Origin of the sequence: Sphingomonas larreae, from assembly GCF_051400595.1 — a bacterium.
Lineage (GTDB): Bacteria > Pseudomonadota > Alphaproteobacteria > Sphingomonadales > Sphingomonadaceae > Sphingomonas.
Genome location: NZ_JBLFFI010000007.1, coordinates 24,252 through 41,875 on the forward strand (window position 1 = coordinate 24,252; position 17,624 = coordinate 41,875).

At 71.1% G+C, this 17,624-nt stretch carries 15 protein-coding genes; 8 read left to right on the forward strand and 7 right to left on the reverse strand.

Annotation, left to right across the window (positions count from 1 at the left end; genetic code table 11):
- The first annotated feature begins 323 nt into the window (after positions 1–323).
- Positions 324–1,067 (forward strand): YebC/PmpR family DNA-binding transcriptional regulator, encoded by a 744-nt coding sequence (locus tag ACMGDM_RS18210; protein ID WP_436805550.1) that lies wholly within the window; start codon positions 324–326, stop codon positions 1,065–1,067.
- Between the two features lie 31 nt (positions 1,068–1,098).
- Entirely contained in the window at positions 1,099–1,605 is a 507-nt protein-coding gene (ruvC, locus tag ACMGDM_RS18215; RefSeq protein ID WP_223013183.1) for a crossover junction endodeoxyribonuclease RuvC, read from the forward strand.
- A 26-nt stretch (positions 1,606–1,631) separates the two neighbouring features.
- Here the strand turns inward: ruvC and ACMGDM_RS18220 are convergent, their stop codons facing one another.
- The gene (locus ACMGDM_RS18220) at positions 1,632–2,585 is read right to left on the reverse strand and encodes a DUF1176 domain-containing protein (protein ID WP_436805551.1); all 954 of its coding nucleotides are present in this window, start codon (positions 2,583–2,585) and stop codon (positions 1,632–1,634) included.
- 235 nt (positions 2,586–2,820) lie between these two features.
- Between ACMGDM_RS18220 and ACMGDM_RS18225 the strand changes: the two genes are divergently transcribed.
- Together ACMGDM_RS18225 and topA are read left to right on the forward strand one after the other, a co-directional pair.
- On the forward strand, positions 2,821–3,690 hold the full coding sequence (locus tag ACMGDM_RS18225; RefSeq protein WP_436805552.1) for a 3-hydroxybutyryl-CoA dehydrogenase: 870 nt from the start codon (positions 2,821–2,823) through the stop codon (positions 3,688–3,690).
- 108 nt (positions 3,691–3,798) lie between these two features.
- On the forward strand, positions 3,799–6,384 hold the full coding sequence (gene topA / locus ACMGDM_RS18230; protein ID WP_436805553.1) for a type I DNA topoisomerase: 2,586 nt from the start codon (positions 3,799–3,801) through the stop codon (positions 6,382–6,384).
- A 346-nt stretch (positions 6,385–6,730) separates the two neighbouring features.
- Here the strand turns inward: topA and ACMGDM_RS18235 are convergent, their stop codons facing one another.
- Positions 6,731–7,021: a hypothetical protein gene (locus tag ACMGDM_RS18235; protein ID WP_436805554.1), complete on the reverse strand. Its 291-nt coding sequence runs from the start codon at positions 7,019–7,021 to the stop codon at positions 6,731–6,733.
- A 91-nt stretch (positions 7,022–7,112) separates the two neighbouring features.
- Positions 7,113–7,952 carry a pantoate--beta-alanine ligase gene (gene panC, locus ACMGDM_RS18240; protein WP_436805555.1) on the reverse strand — a complete coding sequence of 280 codons (840 nt, stop codon included), beginning with the start codon at positions 7,950–7,952 and terminating at the stop codon, positions 7,113–7,115.
- Between the two features lie 95 nt (positions 7,953–8,047).
- On the opposite strand from panC, the gene ACMGDM_RS18245 reads away from it, so the two are divergent.
- The 3 genes from ACMGDM_RS18245 (at position 8,048) to pgmG (ending at position 10,908) form a co-directional block, all read left to right on the forward strand.
- Positions 8,048–8,863: a division plane positioning ATPase MipZ gene (locus tag ACMGDM_RS18245; RefSeq protein WP_436805640.1), complete on the forward strand. Its 816-nt coding sequence runs from the start codon at positions 8,048–8,050 to the stop codon at positions 8,861–8,863.
- A gap of 394 nt (positions 8,864–9,257) precedes the next feature.
- Positions 9,258–9,518, forward strand: coding sequence for a J domain-containing protein (locus ACMGDM_RS18250; RefSeq protein ID WP_436805556.1), 261 nt, complete (start codon positions 9,258–9,260; stop codon positions 9,516–9,518).
- Between the two features lie 13 nt (positions 9,519–9,531).
- The gene (gene pgmG / locus ACMGDM_RS18255) at positions 9,532–10,908 is read left to right on the forward strand and encodes a phosphoglucomutase/phosphomannomutase PgmG (protein WP_436805557.1); all 1,377 of its coding nucleotides are present in this window, start codon (positions 9,532–9,534) and stop codon (positions 10,906–10,908) included.
- A gap of 164 nt (positions 10,909–11,072) precedes the next feature.
- On the opposite strand, the gene ACMGDM_RS18260 is transcribed toward pgmG, so the two are convergent.
- Positions 11,073–11,813 (reverse strand): Crp/Fnr family transcriptional regulator, encoded by a 741-nt coding sequence (locus ACMGDM_RS18260; RefSeq protein ID WP_436805558.1) that lies wholly within the window; start codon positions 11,811–11,813, stop codon positions 11,073–11,075.
- A 138-nt stretch (positions 11,814–11,951) separates the two neighbouring features.
- On the opposite strand from ACMGDM_RS18260, the gene murA reads away from it, so the two are divergent.
- Entirely contained in the window at positions 11,952–13,235 is a 1,284-nt protein-coding gene (murA, locus tag ACMGDM_RS18265) for a UDP-N-acetylglucosamine 1-carboxyvinyltransferase (RefSeq protein ID WP_436805559.1), read from the forward strand.
- Between the two features lie 222 nt (positions 13,236–13,457).
- On the opposite strand, the gene ACMGDM_RS18270 is transcribed toward murA, so the two are convergent.
- From ACMGDM_RS18270 to ACMGDM_RS18280, 3 genes are read right to left on the reverse strand one after another with little or no spacing between them, the layout of a single operon-like run.
- The gene (locus ACMGDM_RS18270; protein WP_436805560.1) at positions 13,458–14,411 is read right to left on the reverse strand and encodes a PDZ domain-containing protein; all 954 of its coding nucleotides are present in this window, start codon (positions 14,409–14,411) and stop codon (positions 13,458–13,460) included.
- A 9-nt stretch (positions 14,412–14,420) separates the two neighbouring features.
- Positions 14,421–15,728, reverse strand: a complete 1,308-nt coding sequence (locus tag ACMGDM_RS18275) for a sigma-54-dependent transcriptional regulator (RefSeq protein WP_436805561.1) — start codon at positions 15,726–15,728, stop codon at positions 14,421–14,423.
- Complete coding sequence (locus tag ACMGDM_RS18280; protein ID WP_436805562.1) at positions 15,725–17,506, reverse strand: sensor histidine kinase; 1,782 nt, start codon at positions 17,504–17,506, stop codon at positions 15,725–15,727. The genes ACMGDM_RS18275 and ACMGDM_RS18280 overlap by 4 nt, the downstream gene beginning before the upstream one ends.
- Positions 17,507–17,624: the final 118 nt, after the last annotated feature.

The following is a 17,624-nucleotide window of genomic DNA, read 5'->3' on the forward strand; positions in this document are numbered from 1 at the left end:
GCAAGCGTGATGATGGGGGAAGGGTGCCGCTTGGCGTCTGCCTCTGCCCGTCGGCAGGACCTTCGCACACTTCACCCCGTCATGCCGGACTCGTTCCGCGATTCACTGTTCCGCACGTCCTGAAGGCGTTGTTCTGGCGGAGGGGTGGATTCCGGAACAGGTCCGGGATGACGGAAGATAGGTGCGCGCGGGGTGTCGCAACGATGCGCGAACAGCGGGCTCGTGTGGGAAAGCGCGGCCATCAGCCCAGCGCTTCCGCGCCCCGGACTGGCATCGTGCGCCCGTGCGGGATAAGGGCTGGGGATTACCCGCTAGAGGCAGTCATGGCAGGCCATTCCAAATTCAAGAACATCATGCACCGCAAGGGTGCGCAGGATAAGAAGCGCTCGGGCATGTTCTCCAAGCTCAGCCGCGAGATCACCGTGGCGGCGAAGATGGGGCTGCCCGATCCCGACATGAACCCGCGGCTGCGCGCCGCGGTGAACGCCGCGAAGGCGCAGTCGATGCCCAAGGACAATATCCAGCGCGCGATCGACAAGGCGACGAAGGGCGACACCGAGAATTACGAGGAGATCCGCTACGAGGGCTTCGGCCCCGGTGGCGTGTCGCTGATCATCGAGGCGCTGAGCGACAACCGCAACCGCACCGCCACCAACGTGCGCACCGCGGTGTCGAAGAACGGCGGCAATCTCGGCGCGAGCGGGTCGGTGAGCCACGCCTTCGACCGCGTCGGGCTGATCACCTATCCCGCGACCGCGGGCGACGCCGAAAAGGTGTTCGAGGCCGCGCTGGAGGCGGGCGCCGAGGACGTCACCTCGAGCGACGAGGGCCATGAGATCTGGACTGCGGTGGCCGACCTGCACGAGGTCGCCAAGGCGCTGGAGCCGGTGCTGGGCGAGGCCGAGGGCGCGAAGCTGGCATGGCGCCCGCAGACGATGGTCGAGGTCGGTGAGGACGAGGCCGCGACGCTGTTCAAGCTGATAGACGCGCTCGACGACGACGACGACGTGCAGACCGTGTGGGGTAATTACGAGGTTTCCGACGCGGTGATGGAGAAGCTGGGTTGATCGCGATCCTCCCCGGCGCGGGGAGGATCCGATGATCATCCTCGGGCTCGATCCGGGGCTCGGCACCACTGGCTGGGGCGTGATCCACGCCGACGGCAACCGGCTGAGCCACGTCGCCAACGGGCAGATCCGCACCGATCCGTCGATGCCGCTGCCGCGCCGGCTGTCCAACCTCCACGCCGCGCTGACCGACGTGATCCTCGCCGAGCGCCCCGATTCGGCCGCGGTGGAGGAGGTGCTGGGCAACACCAACGCGCAGTCGACGCTCAAGCTGGGGCAGGCGCGCGGCGTGGTGCTGCTCGCCGCCGCGGGCGCGGGGCTGGCGATCGGCGAATATCATCCCTCCACCGTGAAGAAGGCGGTGGTCGGCACCGGCGGCGCGGAGAAGCGCCAGATCCAGGCGATGATGGCGGTGCTGCTGCCCGGCGCCAAGCTCGCCGGTCCCGACGCCGCGGACGCGCTGGCGGTGGCGATCACCCATGCGCACCATCTCGCCAGCGCGGAGGGGATGCGCCGCCGCGCGCGGGTGACCGCCTAGCCGCCGCCGGCCGGTCGGTGCGCCCGTCAGTGCACCGCCACCGCGGCGCGCCAGGTGGTGATCGTGTCCTCGTCGCCGACGGCATCGGGCAGCGCCGCGTCGTGCTGCTCGAGCACCAGCCGGAAGCGGGTGCCGTCCCAGGCATATTCGCGCCGCACCGGGCCGCTCGCGCCGACCAGCCGGCGGCGGGTGACGTCCCATGTCGCCACCCCGCCCGGCGGCGGCACGTCGATCGTCGCGGCGAGCGGCTTGCCCTTCGCCGGCAGAAGGTACAGCCCAGCCGCGCCGTGCAGCGCGGCACAGGCCGGATCGAAGGCGACCAGCGTATAGGCCACGTCGAGCCGCCACGTCTGCGGCGCGGCGCAGGTCGCGCCATCGCGACCCAGGAGCTTGCGCGCGTCCTTCTGCGAGAAGCGGCGCGGCGCCGCGCCGGTCACTTCGGGCTGGTCGACCACCGGGAGCGCGACCACGGGCGCGACGATCGCGGCGGTAGCGTCACCGCGCACGGGCGGCACGAGCGCGGCAAGGCTTCCCGCCTGTTCCTGCGCCGCATCGAATGCGCGCAGCGTCGCCCCCAGGCCGACGAGCGATGCGCCTGCAATGACGCGTCGGCGCGGCGCCACCACGGTGACGCGGCGCCCGCGCACCAGCGCCGCCGCCAATCTGCCCTCGAACGGCAAAGCCAGACCGCCGCCGGCGCCAGGCGCGACGAGCTGCGCGACCGCGCGACCGTCGACCGCCAGCGTCACCCGGCTGCCCGCGGCCACGGTGGCGGGAAGCGGGATGTCGAGCCGGGGAGCGGCCCCGGTGGCGCCCTCGCGGCGCAGCACGAGGCGCAGCCGTGGCTCGGCGCCGCCGCTCGCGCCAGCGAGCGCCTGGCAGGCGCGCTGATTGTCGCAGCCAGTGATCCAGTCGCCATGCGCGGCGAGTCCGGCGGGCGCCGCTGCCTGGAGCAGCAGCGCCGCGAGGAGAGACGCCATCGAACACCTCCGTGCCCGGCGAGCCTGCGCCGGGTCCCGGAGTAGAGCGGATAGGGGTTAACAAAGCGTTTATTAGCCGGGTTGAAGGGCGTTAAGCGAGCGATCCACCTGTCTTGGCGTGAGCTGGAGAGTGGGCAACGCTTCACCCGACGGAGTGTGCTCGTTACAGCGGCGCCATAGAATAACGGCGAGCTCCTCCCTGAACGGAAGGAGAGTTACCGATAAGGAGACGGGCATGGACAGGATCGGCGTGATCGGCGCGGGGCAGATGGGGGCGGGGATCGCGCAGGTCGCCGCCGCGGCCGGCGCGCAGGTGCTGCTCGCCGACGTCGATCAGGCGCGCGCCGCCAAGGGCCGCGACGGCATCGCCAGGCGGCTCGACCGCGACGTCGCCAAGGAGAAGATCGACGCCGCCGCGCGCGACGCGACGCTCGCCCGGATCGAGCCGGTCGCGGGCTATGACGCGATGGCGGACTGCGCGCTGGTGATCGAGGCGGCGACCGAGCGCGAGGAGATCAAGCGCGCGATCTTCGCCGGCGTGGGCGAGGTGCTCGGCGCCGACGCGATCCTCGCCACCAACACCTCGTCGATCCCGATCACGCGGCTGGCGCAGGCCGCGCCCGATCCGGCGCGCTTCATCGGCGTGCACTTCTTCAATCCGGTGCCGGTGATGGGGCTGATCGAGGTAATCCGTGGGCTCGCCACCGCGGACGCCACCGTCGCCGCGATCGAGCGCTTCGCCGCGACTTTGGGCAAGCGCGTCGTGCATGCCAGCGACGCGCCGGGCTTCATCGTCAATCGCGTGCTGATGCCCTACATCAACGAGGCGGTGTTCGCGCTGGGCGAGGGCGTTGCGACGATCCCCGACATCGACGCTGCCTGCCAGCTCGGGCTCAACCACCCGATGGGCCCGCTGACGCTGGCGGACTTCATCGGGCTCGACACCTGCCTGGAGATCACGCGTGTGCTGTTCGAGGGCACGGGCGATCCCAAGTTCCGCCCCGCGCCGCTGCTGGTGAAGTACGTCGAGGCGGGCTGGTACGGGCGCAAGAGCGGGCGCGGGTTCTACGACTACGGCGGCGACACGCCGGCGCCGACGCGGTGATGCCCTAAGATCCTCCCCGTGCCGGGGAGGACTTACCCCCCTCGCTTGACGTGCCCGCTCCGGCCACCCACCCTCGCGCGTACACGTAAGGACCGCTACCGACCGCTTATGCAGCTCGTCATCGTCGAATCGCCCGCGAAGGCGAAGACCATCGAAAAGTACCTCGGCTCCGACTATCGCGTGCTCGCGAGCTACGGCCATATCCGCGACCTGCCGCCGCGCGACGGGTCGGTGAACCCCGAAGAGGGGTTCGCGATGGAATGGGAGAATTACGCGGACAAAGCCAAGCAGCTCAAGGCCATCGCCGACCTCGCCAAGGGGGCCGACCGGCTGATCCTTGCCACCGACCCTGATCGCGAGGGCGAGGCGATCTCGTGGCACGTCCAGGAGGTGCTGGCCAAGCGCAAGGCGCTGCCCAAGGACGTCCAGCGCGTCACCTTCAACGCGATCACCAAGCCCGCGGTGACGCAGGCGATGGCGAACCCGCGCCAGCTCGATACCGACCTGATCGACGCCTATCGCGCGCGCCGCGCGCTCGACTATCTCGTCGGCTTCACGCTCTCGCCGGTGCTGTGGCGCAAGCTGCCCGGCGCCAAGTCGGCGGGACGCGTCCAGTCGGTCGCGCTGCGGCTGATCGTCTCGCGCGAGCGCGAGATCGAGGCGTTCCGCGCGCAGGAATATTGGTCGGTCACCGCCAACCTCGAGCAGGACGGCACGCCCTTCGTCGCGCGGCTGGTGCAATGGGAGGGCCGGAAGCTCGACCGGCTCTCGATCGGCAACGAGGGCGACGCGCTGCGCGCCAAGGCCGATGTCGAGGCCGGGCGGTTCGCGGTCGAGACGGTCGAGACCAAGCCCGCGACGCGCAACCCGCCGCCGCCCTTCACCACCTCGACGTTGCAGCAGGAGGCGGCGCGCAAGCTCGGCTTCTCCGCCGACCATACGATGCGGATCGCGCAGCAGCTCTACGAGGACGGCGCGATCACTTATATGCGGACCGACGGCGTGCAGATGGACGGCAGCGCCATTTCCGCCGCGCGCGCCGCGATCGCCGCGCGCTATGACGGCGGCTACGTCCCCGACAAGCCGCGGATGTACCAGACCAAGGCGAAGAACGCACAGGAAGCACACGAGGCGATCCGCCCGACTGACTTCTCGCGCGACCGCGTCGGCTCGGGCGACCACGCCCGGCTGTACGACCTGGTGTGGAAGCGCGCGCTGGCGAGCCAGATGGCCTCGGCGCGGATGGAGCGCACCACGGTGGAGCTGGCCGACGGCACGGGACGCCACGTGCTGCGCGCCACCGGGCAGGTGGTGCTCTTCCCCGGCTATCTCGCGCTCTACGAGGAGGGCCAGGACGACAGCCAGGATGAAGACGCCAAGCGCCTGCCGCGGCTGCGCGAAGGCGATTCGCCCGCCAAGAAGAGCATCGAGGCCGAGCAGCATTTCACCCAGCCGCCGCCGCGCTTCTCCGAGGCGTCGCTGGTCAAGCGCATGGAGGAGCTGGGGATCGGTCGGCCCTCGACCTATGCGTCGATCATCAAGACGCTCAAGGACCGCGCCTATGTGCGCGTCGAGAAGAACCGCTTCTTCGCCGAGGAGAGCGGCCGGCTGGTGACCGCCTTCCTCGAGCGCTTCTTCGAACGCTACGTCGGCTACGACTATACCGCCGGGCTGGAAGAAGAGCTTGACGACGTGTCGGGCGGGCGCGCGCAATGGCAGGCGGTGCTCGAGGCGTTCTGGCGCGACTTCAAGCCGCGCACCGCCGAGGTGATGGAGCAGAAGCCGAGCGAGGTCACCGCGCAGCTCGACCAGTTCCTCGCGCCCTATCTCTTCCCCGACAAGGCCGACGGCACCGACCCGCGGCTGTGCCCGGCATGCCATGTCGGCAGCCTGGCGCTGCGCGGCGGCAAGTTCGGCGCGTTCATCGCGTGCAGCAACTATCCCGAGTGCAAGTTCACGCGCCGCTTCGCGCAGGGCGGCGAGCCGAGCGAGGACGCGACCCCCGAGCAGCTCGGCCACGATCCGGAGACGGGGCTGCCGGTCGAGCGCAAATCGGGGCGGTTCGGTCCGTACATTCAGCTCGGTGACGGCAAGGACGCCAAGCGCGCGTCCATCCCCAAGGACATCGGCGACCTCGACCTGGAGATGGCGCTCAAGCTGCTCCACCTGCCGCGCGTGATCGGCCAGCACCCGGAGACGGGCAAGGACATCGCCGCCAGCATCGGACGCTACGGCCCCTATCTGGTGCACGAGGGCAAATATGCGCGGCTCCAATCGACCGCCGAGGTGTTCGAGACCGGCATGAACGCCGCGGTGGTGAAGCTCGCCGAGGCGGCGGCCGCGGGCGGACGGCCGCAGCGCGGCGCGGCACGTGCGCCGCTCAAGGTGCTGGGCGCGCACCCGCGCACCGAGGCCGAGCTGCGGCTGATGGAGGGCCGCTACGGGCCGTATGTGACGGACGGCACCACCAACGCCACGCTGCCCAAGACGATCGCGCCCGATCAGCTGACGCTGGAGGAGGCAGCGCAGCTGATCGACGACCGCGCCGCCGCGGCGCCCGCAAAGAAGCCGGTCAAGAAGAAGGCGCCGGCGAAGAAGCCGGCGGCGGCAAAGGAGGCGGGGGCCGCGAAGGCCCCGGCGAAGAAGGCGGCCGCCAAGAAGGCGCCGGCGAAGAAAGCGGCGGCAAAGAAGTAGCGCCAGCCGTCTCCATCGCGGGTGAGCCGTGCTCCGGCGAACGCCGGAGCCCAGAGCCGCAGGGATAGTCTTCGGGGCTCTGGGCTCCTGCGGGCGCAGGAGCACGCGAGCGGCAATCGCGCTGGATCGGGTGGGAGGATGCGTCGAGCGCACGGCCGCAGCCGTCATCCTGAACTCGTCTCAGGATTCACCCGTCCGCCTTCCCGCCTGCCGCTGAGTAGGCGGCACAGTGAATCCTGAGACACGCTCAGGACGACGGAACAGGGCAGGGCGCGAGCGTCTCTGGCCTTCCACCCACCACACCCACAGCGCCGTCAACGACCGGGCGCGTGGAGGCGAGCGTAGGTCAGGCGGCGCGGCGGGCGCCCAGCGCGAGCACGTCGCGCGCGGCGCGCTGCGCGGTCGCGATCTCGCGCGCGGTCATGTCCTCGGCCACCTCGGCCCGCGCCGCAGCCGCGGCCTCGTGGCCGCGCGCGGCGGCGAGGTTGAACCACTTGTGCGCTTCGATCAGGTCGAGCGTGGCGCCGGCGGTGCCGGTCGAATAGGCCACGCCCAGGTCATAGGCAGCGTCTTCGTTACCGCGGGTCGCTTCGGCGGTACGGCGGGCGAGCAGCGCGCCCTCGAATTCGGTCAGCATGTCGGACTACCCCTCTAATCCTTGGAATGAGGGTGTTTTCGCTGATTCGAGTCTCTAATTGGTTAATCGGTTAATGCGACTTCAGTCGAACTCATCCACCGACGGCGAGATTGTCGATCAGCCGGGTGTTGCCGAGCCGCGCCGCCGCGAGCAGCTGCCGGCGCGCGCCGGGTGCGGGATCGGGCGCGAGCGTGTCGGCGTCGACTAGCGCGACATAATCCACCGTAAAGCCGGCCGCGGTCAGCGTCGCAGCGGCATCGTCGAGCGCCTTGGCGGTGTCGGCACCACCGGCGATCGCGCGTGCCGCCACGCCGAGCGCGCGCGGCAGCGCCACCGCCTTCTGCCGCTCCTCCGGCAGCAGGTAGACATTGCGCGACGAGAGCGCGAGCCCGTCGTCCTCGCGCTGCGTCGGCACGCCGGTGATCTCGATGTCGAAGTCGAGGTCGGCGACCATCCGCCGCACCACCGCGAGCTGCTGGAAGTCCTTCTCGCCGAAGAAGGCGCGAGTCGGGCGCACCTGGTTGAACAGTTTCGCCACCACGGTGGCGACTCCGTCGAAATGGCCCGGCCGCGCCGCGCCATCGAGCCCCTCGCTCACCCCGCTGACCGACACGTTGGTGGCGAAGCCGGCGGGGTACATCTGCTCCACCGGCGGCAGCCACAGCAGGTCGCAGCCCGCGTCGGTGAGCATGGCGATGTCGCTGGTCTCCTTGCGCGGATAGCGTGACAGGTCCTCGCCCGCGCCGAACTGGCGCGGGTTGACGAAGATAGACGCCACCACGGTCGTGCCGGGGCGGCGCGCGGCCTCGACCAGCGCGATATGCCCGGCGTGGAGCGCCCCCATCGTGGGCACCAGCGCCACCTCGCGGCCGCTCGCGCGCGCCGCCTCGAGCGCCGCGCGCAGCGCAGCGAGCTCCCGATATACTTCCACCCGTTACCCCTCGAAACTCGCGCCGCTGGCTTCTATGGTCGCGGTGAATTGCAATCAATCAGGGATGCGACGATTTGTCCGACACCGTTGCAGGCGTGCACGAGGGGGCTCGCGAGGGGGGCGGCGAGACGGGGCGGACGCACGTCATCGTCTTCGCCAACGAGAAGGGCGGAACGGGCAAGAGCACCACCGCGGTGCACGTCGCGATCGCGCTCGCGTCCAAGGGCGCGCGGGTGGCGTGCATCGATCTCGACCACCGCCAGCGAACGCTCGGGCGCTACCTGGAGAATCGCGAGTCGACGGTGAAGCGCTCGGCGATCGACCTGCCGCTGCCGGACCACGCCACCGGCGACGGCCGCGCCAACGGCATCTTCGCCGAGCTCTACCAGCGCTTCACCGATGGCTACGACTTCCTGGTGATCGACACGCCGGGACGCGACGACCCTGCGGCGCGGCTCGCGGCGGCGCTGTCGAACACGCTGGTAACGCCGATGAACGACAGTTTCGTCGATTTCGACCTGATCGGCCAGGTCGATCCCGAAACCTACAAGGTGACGCGCCCGAGCTTCTATTCCGAGCTGATCTGGGACGCGCGCAAGGCGCGTGCGCGCGAGGACGGCACCACGATCGACTGGGTCGTGCTGCGCAACCGGCTGCAATATCTGGAGGCGCGCAACATGCGGCGCGTCTCGGACGCGCTCGACCAACTCGCCCGTCGCGTCGGCTTCCGCATTATCCCGGGGCTGGGCGAGCGCGTGATCTACCGCGAACTCTTTCCCAAGGGACTGACGCTGCTCGATGCCAAGGCGTTCGGCGGGATGGGGCTGAGCCATGTCGCGGCGCGCCAGGAGCTGCGCGAGATGATGGCGGCGCTGTCGCTGCCCGAATCGACCATGCCGCTGTTCGCGTGAGGGTGCTGGGAGATACCGTGCGCCTGGATGCGCATCGACGAGAAAGGGCGAGCGGTGCCTGGTCTCGTCTGCGCGAGGGTAATAAGCTGACATCGTTTCTGCGTACCGCCCCGGCCTTCCCGGGAGCTTCGCGAAAGCCGCGCAACGCTCTTCGTCTTCCGTCATCCCGGACTTGTTCCGGCATCCACGCCTCCGCGGGAACAACGCCCCGCGGGTTTGCGGCACGGTGGATCCCGGACCAAGTCCGGGATGACGGCCGGTTTCGCGAAGGTCTCGCGTACGCCGAGGCCGAGGTGGAGAACGGCGGTGACCAAGCACGATGGCCTCCCCCGCTGGACCCCGTCGTCCGCCGCGGTGGTACGCTCGAGGCGGCCGCGACAGCGCGGAGCTCCACATGCTGAAGTGGCTCCTCCTTCTCGCGATCATCTATGCGGTCTGGCGCTTCCTCCGCCCCGCGCCCAAGCGCCAGCGCTCGCCGCTGGCCGACGCGCGCGCGCTGCTGGGCGTGACGCACGGCGCCGACGAGGCGGCGATCCGCGCCGCGCACCGCCGCCTCATCGCCGAGATCCACCCCGACCGCGGCGGCTCGCCCGAGCGCGCGCGCCAGGCCAATGCCGCGCGCGATATGCTGCTCGAGCGCCTGCACCGCAACTGACCGGACCGCCACGATGAGCCACCGCTTCGATCCCGTGATCCTGCGCGAATATGACGTGCGCGGCACTGTCGGCAGCAACCTTGCCGCGGCGGACGCCTATGCGGTGGGGCGCAGCTTCGCCACCCGCGTCCGGCGTGTCGGCGGCACCAGCGTCGCGGTGGGGTATGACGGACGGACGCACTCGCCGGTGCTCGAGGCGGCGCTGGTGCGCGGTCTCAGCGACGGCGGCGTGGACGTCGTGCGGGTCGGGCTCGGCCCCTCGCCGATGCTCTATTACGCCGCGGCGACGCTCGGCGTGGACGGCGGCGTGCAGGTCACCGGCAGCCACAATCCGCGCGACGACAATGGCTTCAAGCTGGTGCTGCGCGGCGACAGCTTCTTCGGCGACGATATCGCCGATCTCGCCCGGCTGGCGGCGGCGGGCGACTGGACCAGCGGGCAGGGCGGCGTCACAGAGCGTGACGTGCGCGCGGACTATGTCGAGCGCCTGCTCGCCGGCGATCCCGACCGGCACGACGGCACGCCGCTGCGGGTCGGCTGGGACGCGGGCAACGGCGCAGCGGGCGAGGTGGTGCGCGCGCTCACCGCGCGGCTGCCGGGCGAACACCATCTGCTGTTCTGCGACATCGACGGCACCTTCCCGAATCATCACCCCGATCCGACCGTCGAGACGAACCTCGCGGATCTCAAGGCGCTGGTCGCGCGCGAGCGGCTCGACCTCGGGGTGGCGTTCGATGGCGACGGCGACCGGATCGGCGCGGTCGACTCGACCGGGCGGGTGCTGTGGGGCGACGAGATCCTGGCGCTGCTCGCTGCGCCGCTGCTCGCCGAACGGCCCGGCGCCACGATCGTCGCGGACGTGAAATCGAGCGATGCCTTGTTCGAGCGCATCGCTGCGCTGGGGGGTGAGGCGCTGATGTGGCGCACCGGGCACAGCGAGATGAAGTCGAAGATGAAGGAGGTGGGGGCGCCGCTCGCGGGCGAGCTGTCGGGCCACATCTTCTTCGCGTACGGCTATTACGGCTTCGACGACGCGCTGTACGCCGCGGTGCGGCTGCTGCGTGCGCTGCGCCAGGCGGGTGAGACGCTCGCCGCGCTCCGTGCCGCGCTGCCGCCGCGCTGCACCACGCCCGAGTGGCGCGTGCCGGTCGATGAGGCGCGCAAGGTGGCGGTGGTCGAGGAGGTGGCGGCGCGGCTAGCGGCGGCGGGCGCACGCGTGAACCGCACTGACGGGGTGCGCGTGTCGAGCGACGAGGGCTGGTGGCTGCTGCGCGCATCGAACACGCAGGCCGCACTCACATTGCGCGCCGAGGCGCGCGACCCGGCCGGACTGGCGCGGCTGGTGGCGGCGATCGACGCCGAACTCGCCGCCAGCGGGGTGCGGCGCTAGGCGACGAGCGGGAGCCAGCGCACGACCGCCTCGGTTTCTTCGCCGGCGTCATGGTGGAGTTGTTTCCAGCATCCACTGCCCCGCGCGCGCGGGCGCTGTAGCCGCGGCACGGCGGATCCTGAACCGACTTCAGAGTAACGCCAAGGAGGGGGTGAGCGGGCGCGCTACCCCTCGCTCGGCCCTGGCAGCCAGCTCAGGTCCACCGCGGCGAGGCGATCGACGTGATGCGCGCTGCGCTTCAGCCGCGCCTCGTTGAGCAGCGTCACGCGGCCGTTCGCGCGCGCGATCAGCCCCTCGTCCTCGAGCTGGCGCAGCATGCGGTTGACGTGCACCGCGGTGAGCCCGGTCGCGTCACCGATCTCCTCCTGCGTCAGGCCGAGCGTGAACGTGTCTCCGGTGGTGTCGTCCTGGCGGCGCATACGGTCGCGCAGGTCGAGCAGCACCGCGGCGACGCGCGCCTTGGCGGAAAGGCGGCCGAGCCCCGCCAGACGGTCGGTCAGCGAGGCGCGCTCGACCTGCTCGAGTGCGGCGAGCGCAAGCGCGACGCGCGGCTGGCGATGGACGATGTCGGCGACCTGCTGACGATCGATCGGCACCACCACGCTGTCGCTCAGCGCCAGCAGCGTGTGCGGTGCCTTGCCGAACGCGATCACCGCCATTCCCGCGAGATCGCCCGGGAAGATGAAGCGCAGGATCTGGCGGCTGCCGTCGTCGAGCAGGACATAGGCAATCAGCATGCCGCTGCGCAGCGCGAACAGCTCGGTTGAGCGTTCATTCTCACGTACCAGCGTCATGCCCTTGCGGACGATCCGCTCGCGATCGCCCATCTGATCGAGGGCGGCGCGCTCGGCCGCGGACAGGACAATCATGTCGCCGATCTTGTCGGCGAGGCTACGCGCTGGCACCCGGTGAATATCCCCTTGATCTGTCCGTTCGTTACGCGGGGGAAAGACCAACGTGCATTAAAACCGATCAAGGGCATGGGGGCTTCACCATGTTCGCTCATCCTTGGCGATCGCGTGGGCGTTCGATAGAGCGGCGCGATGGATCGCATTCTCATCCGCGGCGGTAATCGCCTGAACGGTCGTCTTCCCATCTCCGGCGCCAAGAACGCCGCGCTGACGCTGATGCCCTGCGCCTTGCTCACCGACGAGCCGGTGACGCTGCGCAACCTGCCGCGCCTGGCCGACGTCGACGGCTTCGGGCACCTGCTCAACCAGCTCGGCGCCTCGACCACGATCGAGGGCAGCCGACCGGAGGATTTCGGCCGCGTGATGACGATCCGCGCCGGCCAGCTCACCTCGACCGAGGCGCCCTATGACATCGTGCGCAAGATGCGCGCCTCGATCCTCGTGCTCGGCCCGATCCTGGCGCGGGCAGGGCAGGCGCGCGTGTCACTGCCGGGCGGCTGCGCCATCGGCAACCGTCCGATCGACCTCCACCTCAAGGCGCTCCAGGCGATCGGTGCCGAGCTGGAGATGTCGGCCGGTTACGTCACCGCCACCGCTCCGGGCGGGCGGCTCAGCGGTGGCCGCTATACCTTCCCGATCGTGTCGGTGGGCGCGACCGAGAACATCATTATGGCGGCGGTGACCGCAAAAGGCAGCAGCCGCATCGAGAATGCCGCACGCGAGCCCGAGATCGTCGACCTCTGCCGCTGCCTTGTCGCGATGGGCGCGCGGATCGACGGGATCGGCACCGAGACGCTCGAGATCGAGGGCGTCGCCGAGCTGCACGGCGCGACCTATGGCGTGATGCCCGACCGGATCGAGGCGGGCAGCTATGCCTGCGCGGTGGCGCTGACGGGGGGCGCGGTGGAGCTCGCCAACGTCAATGCCGCCGACATGGGCGCGACGATCGAGGCGCTGCGCGCCGCCGGCGTGGGCATCGAGGAACGGCGCGACTCCATCCTGGTGACGAGCGAGGGCAAGCTGGCACCGCTGACGCTCTCCACCGCGCCCTATCCCGGCTTCGCGACCGACATGCAGGCGCAGTTCATGGCGATGCTGTGCAAGGCGGACGGCGCCAGCGTGCTGACCGAGACGATCTTCGAGAACCGCTACATGCACGTGCCCGAGCTGGCGCGGATGGGCGCGGACATCCAGGTGCACGGCCGCACCGCGGTGGTGAAGGGGGTCGACCGGCTGGTCGGCGCGCCGGTGATGGCAACCGACCTGCGCGCCTCGATGAGCCTGATCATCGCCGGGCTGATGGCCGAGGGCGAGACGAGCGTGGCGCGCGTCTACCACCTCGACCGCGGCTATGAGCGGCTGGAAGAGAAGCTGTCGGCGGTCGGCGCGGATATCGAGCGCGACTCGGGCGGGTGATAAGGCGGCGGGCGCGCGTCGTCGCGCGGTCTACCTGAGTCTTTCCTCCGCATCCTCACACCCTCGCCGTCATCCCGGACTTGTTCCGGAATCCACCGATCCGCGTACTCAGAAGGCCTTGCGCTCGCAGACGAGTGGATCCCGGAACAAGTCCGGGATGACGGCAGGGGGCAGGGGGGGCGCATCCCTCACCTGTCGTGCCAACCGCCGCCCTGTCGCCGCTCACCCCAGCGGCGCGTCGCGCCTCGCCAGCAGCGGCGGCGCGTAGGGCAGCGGGGCGTCCGCCGGCATCGTCGCCAGCTCGGCCGCGATCGCGTCGGCGCGCGCTTTGGCGGACGGGTGCGTGCGGCTGCGGAACAACCCGCCGTCAATCGTGGCGCCCTCCCCGCGCCAGAAGCGCACCGCCAGCTGGGGATCCCATCCGGCGTTGCGCAGCAGATAGGCGCCAAGCAGGTCCGCCTCGGTCTCGGTCTGCCGGAACAGCCGGCCGTTGCGACCCAGTTCGGCGAGCAGCCCCCATGTGACCCCTGCCGCCTCCAGCCGCGCGCGGTGGCGCAGGATCGCGTGCGCCAGCTCGTGCGCCACCACCACCGCGACCTGATCGTCGCCGAACCGCTCGAACAGCCGCCCGCCGACCTGCACCACGCGCCCGTCCGACGAGGCGCCCAGCTTGGTGCCCGCGAGCACCTCGAACTCGACACGGCAGCCCGCGCGCGGCTGCACCGTCACCGCGCGGTTGGTGCCGTCCCGGCGCAGCGTCAGCGCCAGAGGCGCACCCGGCGCGTGCGCCGCGATCAGCGCCTGCGCCGCGTCGCGCGTCACGCTGGTGGCTGCGTCGCCGCCTGCCGGCGCGGGCACCGTCTCGCCGTCGACCGCGATCACGCCGTCATTCGGGGCGACCCCGGCGGTCGCGGCGGGGGTACCCGGCACCACCAGCTCCACCGCGACCGGCGCCGTGAAGGACCCGCGCAGCGCGGTCGGATATTGGTCCGCGGCGTGGAGCGTGGCGCCGATCACGGACTGCTGGTCGCGGCACAAGGGTGCGTTGGCGGTGGTGAGCCGCCACGCGATCGCGGCGAGCCGCTGGTCGACCTCGAGCAGAGTCGGCTCGGCGAGAGCCGGGCCGGCAAGAAACGGGACGACGAGCAGGGCGACGAACGGAATGGGCAGACGCATCGGGCAGGATCACTCGCGGTGGCGAAACGCCGCCGGTTCGATGCCGTGGCGCTGTAGTCTGTCATAGAGGCTGCGGCGCGGCAGCTGAAGCTCGGCGGCGGCAGCACCGACGTCGCCGCGGACGCGGTCGAGCGTGGCGCGGATCGTCGCCGCCTCGAAACGGTCGACCCGCTCGGCGAGCGGCAGCTGGTCGCGCGCGCTCGGCTTCTCCTCGGCGACGCCGAGCACGACGCGGGTGGCATAGTTGCGCAGCTCGCGGACGTTGCCGGCCCAGTCGTCGGCGACGAGCCGCGCCTCCACCGCGGGATCGATGTTGGGCCGCTCGCGCCCGAACCGCTCCGCCGCCTCGCCAAGGAAATATGCGAATAGCAGCGGCACGTCGGCGCGGCGTTCGCGCAATGGCGGGATGCGCAGCCGCACCGTCTCGAGGCGATAGAGCAGGTCGGCGCGGAAGCGGCCCTCCGCCACCGCACCCGCGAGATCGGTCTTGGCCGCGGCAACGACGCGCAGGTTGACCACGCGCGGCGCGCCGCCGGGCTGGGGCAGCTCACGCTCTTCCACCACGCGGAGCAACTTGCCCTGGAGCGCGGGCGACATGCTGTCGATCTCGTCGAGGAACAGCGTGCCGCGGTCGGCATCGGCGACGCGGCCGGGCTGCGCGCGGCTGCCGAACAGCGCCTCGTCCGCCACCGCGTCGGGCAGCGCAGCGCAGTCGACCGCGACGAACTGGCGCGCGCGGCGATGACTCCAGCGGTGGAGCAGCAGCGCGACCAGCTCCTTGCCCGTCCCGGTCTCGCCCTCGACCAGCACGTCGACGTCGACGTCGGCGAGCTGCCGGATGGTGTCGCGGAGCCGCACCATCGCGGGCGTGTCGCCGATCAGCGGATAATGAGTCTCCGCCTCCGCCGCGGCGATGCGCAGGCGGCGGTTCTCGAGCACGAGCCGCCGCATCTCGAGCGCGCGGCGCGCGCTGGCGATCAGGTGGTCCGCGGCGAAGGGCTTGGCGATGAAGTCGAACGCGCCGCGCTTGAGCGCCGCCACCGCCATCGCGATATCGCCATGCCCGGTCATCAGGATCACCGGCAGCTCGGGGTCGCGCGCCGCCACCGCCTCGAACAAGGCGTGGCCGTCCATCCGCGGCATGCGGATGTCGCTGACGACGATGCCGGGGAAATCGGCGTCGAGCTGCGCCAGCGCGGCGCGCGCGTCACCGTGCGGCTCCACCTCGATCCCCGCGATGGCGAAGGAATCGGCCAGCGCGGTGCGCAGGCCCTCGTCGTCGTCGATCAGCACGACACGGAGCAGCGCCTCGCTCATGCGCGCCGCACCGTGGCGCGAAAGGCCGCGCCGCCGAGCGCGGAGGGGACGATCCGCAACGAGCCGTCGAACTGCGCGATGATGTCGCGCGCGATGCCGAGCCCGAGCCCGAGCCCGTCGGGTCGCCCGGTGACGAAGGGGCTGAACACCTCGTCGCCCAGCGCCGGGTCGATCCCCGGCCCGTTGTCCGCCACGGTCAGCTCCACCCACTCCTCCCTTGTCGCCACGGTGAGCGCGATCCGCGGTGCGGTGCGCCCGGCGAGCGCGTCCACCGCGTTGTTGATCAGGTTGACCAGCACCTGCTCGAGCCGCACCCGGCCGGCGAACACGCGCGGTTGCCCCGGCGCGGGCCAGTCGAGCGCCACACCCACGGCACGCAGCCGGTCGCCGACCAGCAGCCGCGTGCCATCGATCACGTCGTCGAGCGCGATCGGCCCCGCGGTGCCGCTGCCGCGCCGTGCAAAGCGGCGCATCTCCTGCGTGATCGTGCCGATGCGCTCGGTCAGCGCCACCGCGCTGTCGAGGCTGGCGGCGACGCGCTCGGTGCGCTGCTGCGCGAGATGGTGGCGCGCGTTCTCGGCGAGCGTGCGGATCGTCGCCACCGGCTGGTTGATCTCATGCGCCAGCCCCGCGGTGATCGAGCCGAGCGAGGCGAGCCGGTTGGCCTGCGCCAGCTCCTCGCGCGCGGCGCGGAAGCGACGATCGGCGTCCTCGCGCCGTGCCATTGCCGCGCTGAGCTCGGCGGTGCGCGCCGCCACCGCCTGCTCCAGCGCGGTGCGATCGGCGGCGGCGCGCGCGATCTGGCTGGTGCGCCACAGCAGCAGCGCCGCGATCAAGACGGTCAGCAGCACCGCGGTCGCGGTGGCGAGCCGCGCGAGATACGCCGCCTCGCGCAGCGCGCGCGCCACCGGCACGAGGTGGAGCAGGCGCCAGCCCGGGTGCGCCGCGGGAACGGTGGCGACGAGCAGCGGCGCGCCCGATGGTCCGGTCGCGCGCTGCGCGCTCGTGAAGCGATATCGCACTGGCGCGAGCGGGCGGTCGAGGAACTGGCCGCTGCGGCGGATCGCCGCGAGCGTCGCGGGGGCGATCGGGGCGAGCAGGTGGAGCGCCGCCGCCCGGTCGGTTGCCGCAAGCACCACGCCGCGTTCGTCGGCGAGGAGCGTCTGCCCGGGATCGTTCGCCCAGGCGCGCGTGATCGCATCGAACTCGACCTTCACCACCACCACGCCGAGTGGCGCACCCGCCGCGTCGATCCGGCGTGCCATGAACAAGCCCGGGCGCCCGCTGACGTTGCCCAGCGCGAAATGCTCGGCCGCGCCGTCGCGCATCGCCTGCTGGAAGTAAGGGCGGAAGCGATAGTCGTGCCCTACGAAGCTCTGCGCGCTCGCCGCGTTCGAGGCGGAGACGGTGAGGCCGTGCGCGTCGATCGCGTAGATCACCGGCGCGCCGGTGCGCCGGGCGAGCAATGCGAGCTTGTCGTCCAGGCGCGTGGCGGCGCGCGAGGTCGCGCCCTGAGTGAGCGCCTCGCGGAGATCGCCATATTCGCTGAGCACGATCGGTAGCAGCCGGAACTTGGCGAGTTCGCTGTCGATCAGCCGCGCCTGCTGGCGCGCGGTGCGCAGCGCCTCGTCCTGCACCTGATCGAGCGCGCGCTGGCGCGTCCAGTGCGCCGCGCCGGCATAGGCGAGGATGCCGAGCACCACCACCGCCAGCGCGGCAAGCAGCAGGGCAGGGCGACGGGCGACGAACACGCGTGCGGGATACCGCATCCGGGTCATCGAGGCCATGCGGAAACCCGCGCCGATGTCCCGCGAGATCGGCGGTTTTCCTACGATACACGTGTTTTCGGCCTCGCCGCCGACGTGTCGTATCATTGGCCGGAGAGCGACGGCCGCC

Coding starts and splice junctions, on each gene's coding strand:
- ACMGDM_RS18210 (WP_436805550.1), top strand. CDS start 324: ATGGCAGGCCATTCCAAATTCAAGAACATCATGCACCGCAAGGGTGCG.
- ruvC (WP_223013183.1), top strand. CDS start 1,099: ATGATCATCCTCGGGCTCGATCCGGGGCTCGGCACCACTGGCTGGGGC.
- ACMGDM_RS18220 (WP_436805551.1), bottom strand. CDS start 2,585: ATGGCGTCTCTCCTCGCGGCGCTGCTGCTCCAGGCAGCGGCGCCCGCC.
- ACMGDM_RS18225 (WP_436805552.1), top strand. CDS start 2,821: ATGGACAGGATCGGCGTGATCGGCGCGGGGCAGATGGGGGCGGGGATC.
- topA (WP_436805553.1), top strand. CDS start 3,799: ATGCAGCTCGTCATCGTCGAATCGCCCGCGAAGGCGAAGACCATCGAA.
- ACMGDM_RS18235 (WP_436805554.1), bottom strand. CDS start 7,021: ATGCTGACCGAATTCGAGGGCGCGCTGCTCGCCCGCCGTACCGCCGAA.
- ACMGDM_RS18250 (WP_436805556.1), top strand. CDS start 9,258: ATGCTGAAGTGGCTCCTCCTTCTCGCGATCATCTATGCGGTCTGGCGC.
- pgmG (WP_436805557.1), top strand. CDS start 9,532: ATGAGCCACCGCTTCGATCCCGTGATCCTGCGCGAATATGACGTGCGC.
- murA (WP_436805559.1), top strand. CDS start 11,952: ATGGATCGCATTCTCATCCGCGGCGGTAATCGCCTGAACGGTCGTCTT.
- ACMGDM_RS18270 (WP_436805560.1), bottom strand. CDS start 14,411: ATGCGTCTGCCCATTCCGTTCGTCGCCCTGCTCGTCGTCCCGTTTCTT.
- ACMGDM_RS18275 (WP_436805561.1), bottom strand. CDS start 15,728: ATGAGCGAGGCGCTGCTCCGTGTCGTGCTGATCGACGACGACGAGGGC.
- ACMGDM_RS18280 (WP_436805562.1), bottom strand. CDS start 17,506: ATGACCCGGATGCGGTATCCCGCACGCGTGTTCGTCGCCCGTCGCCCT.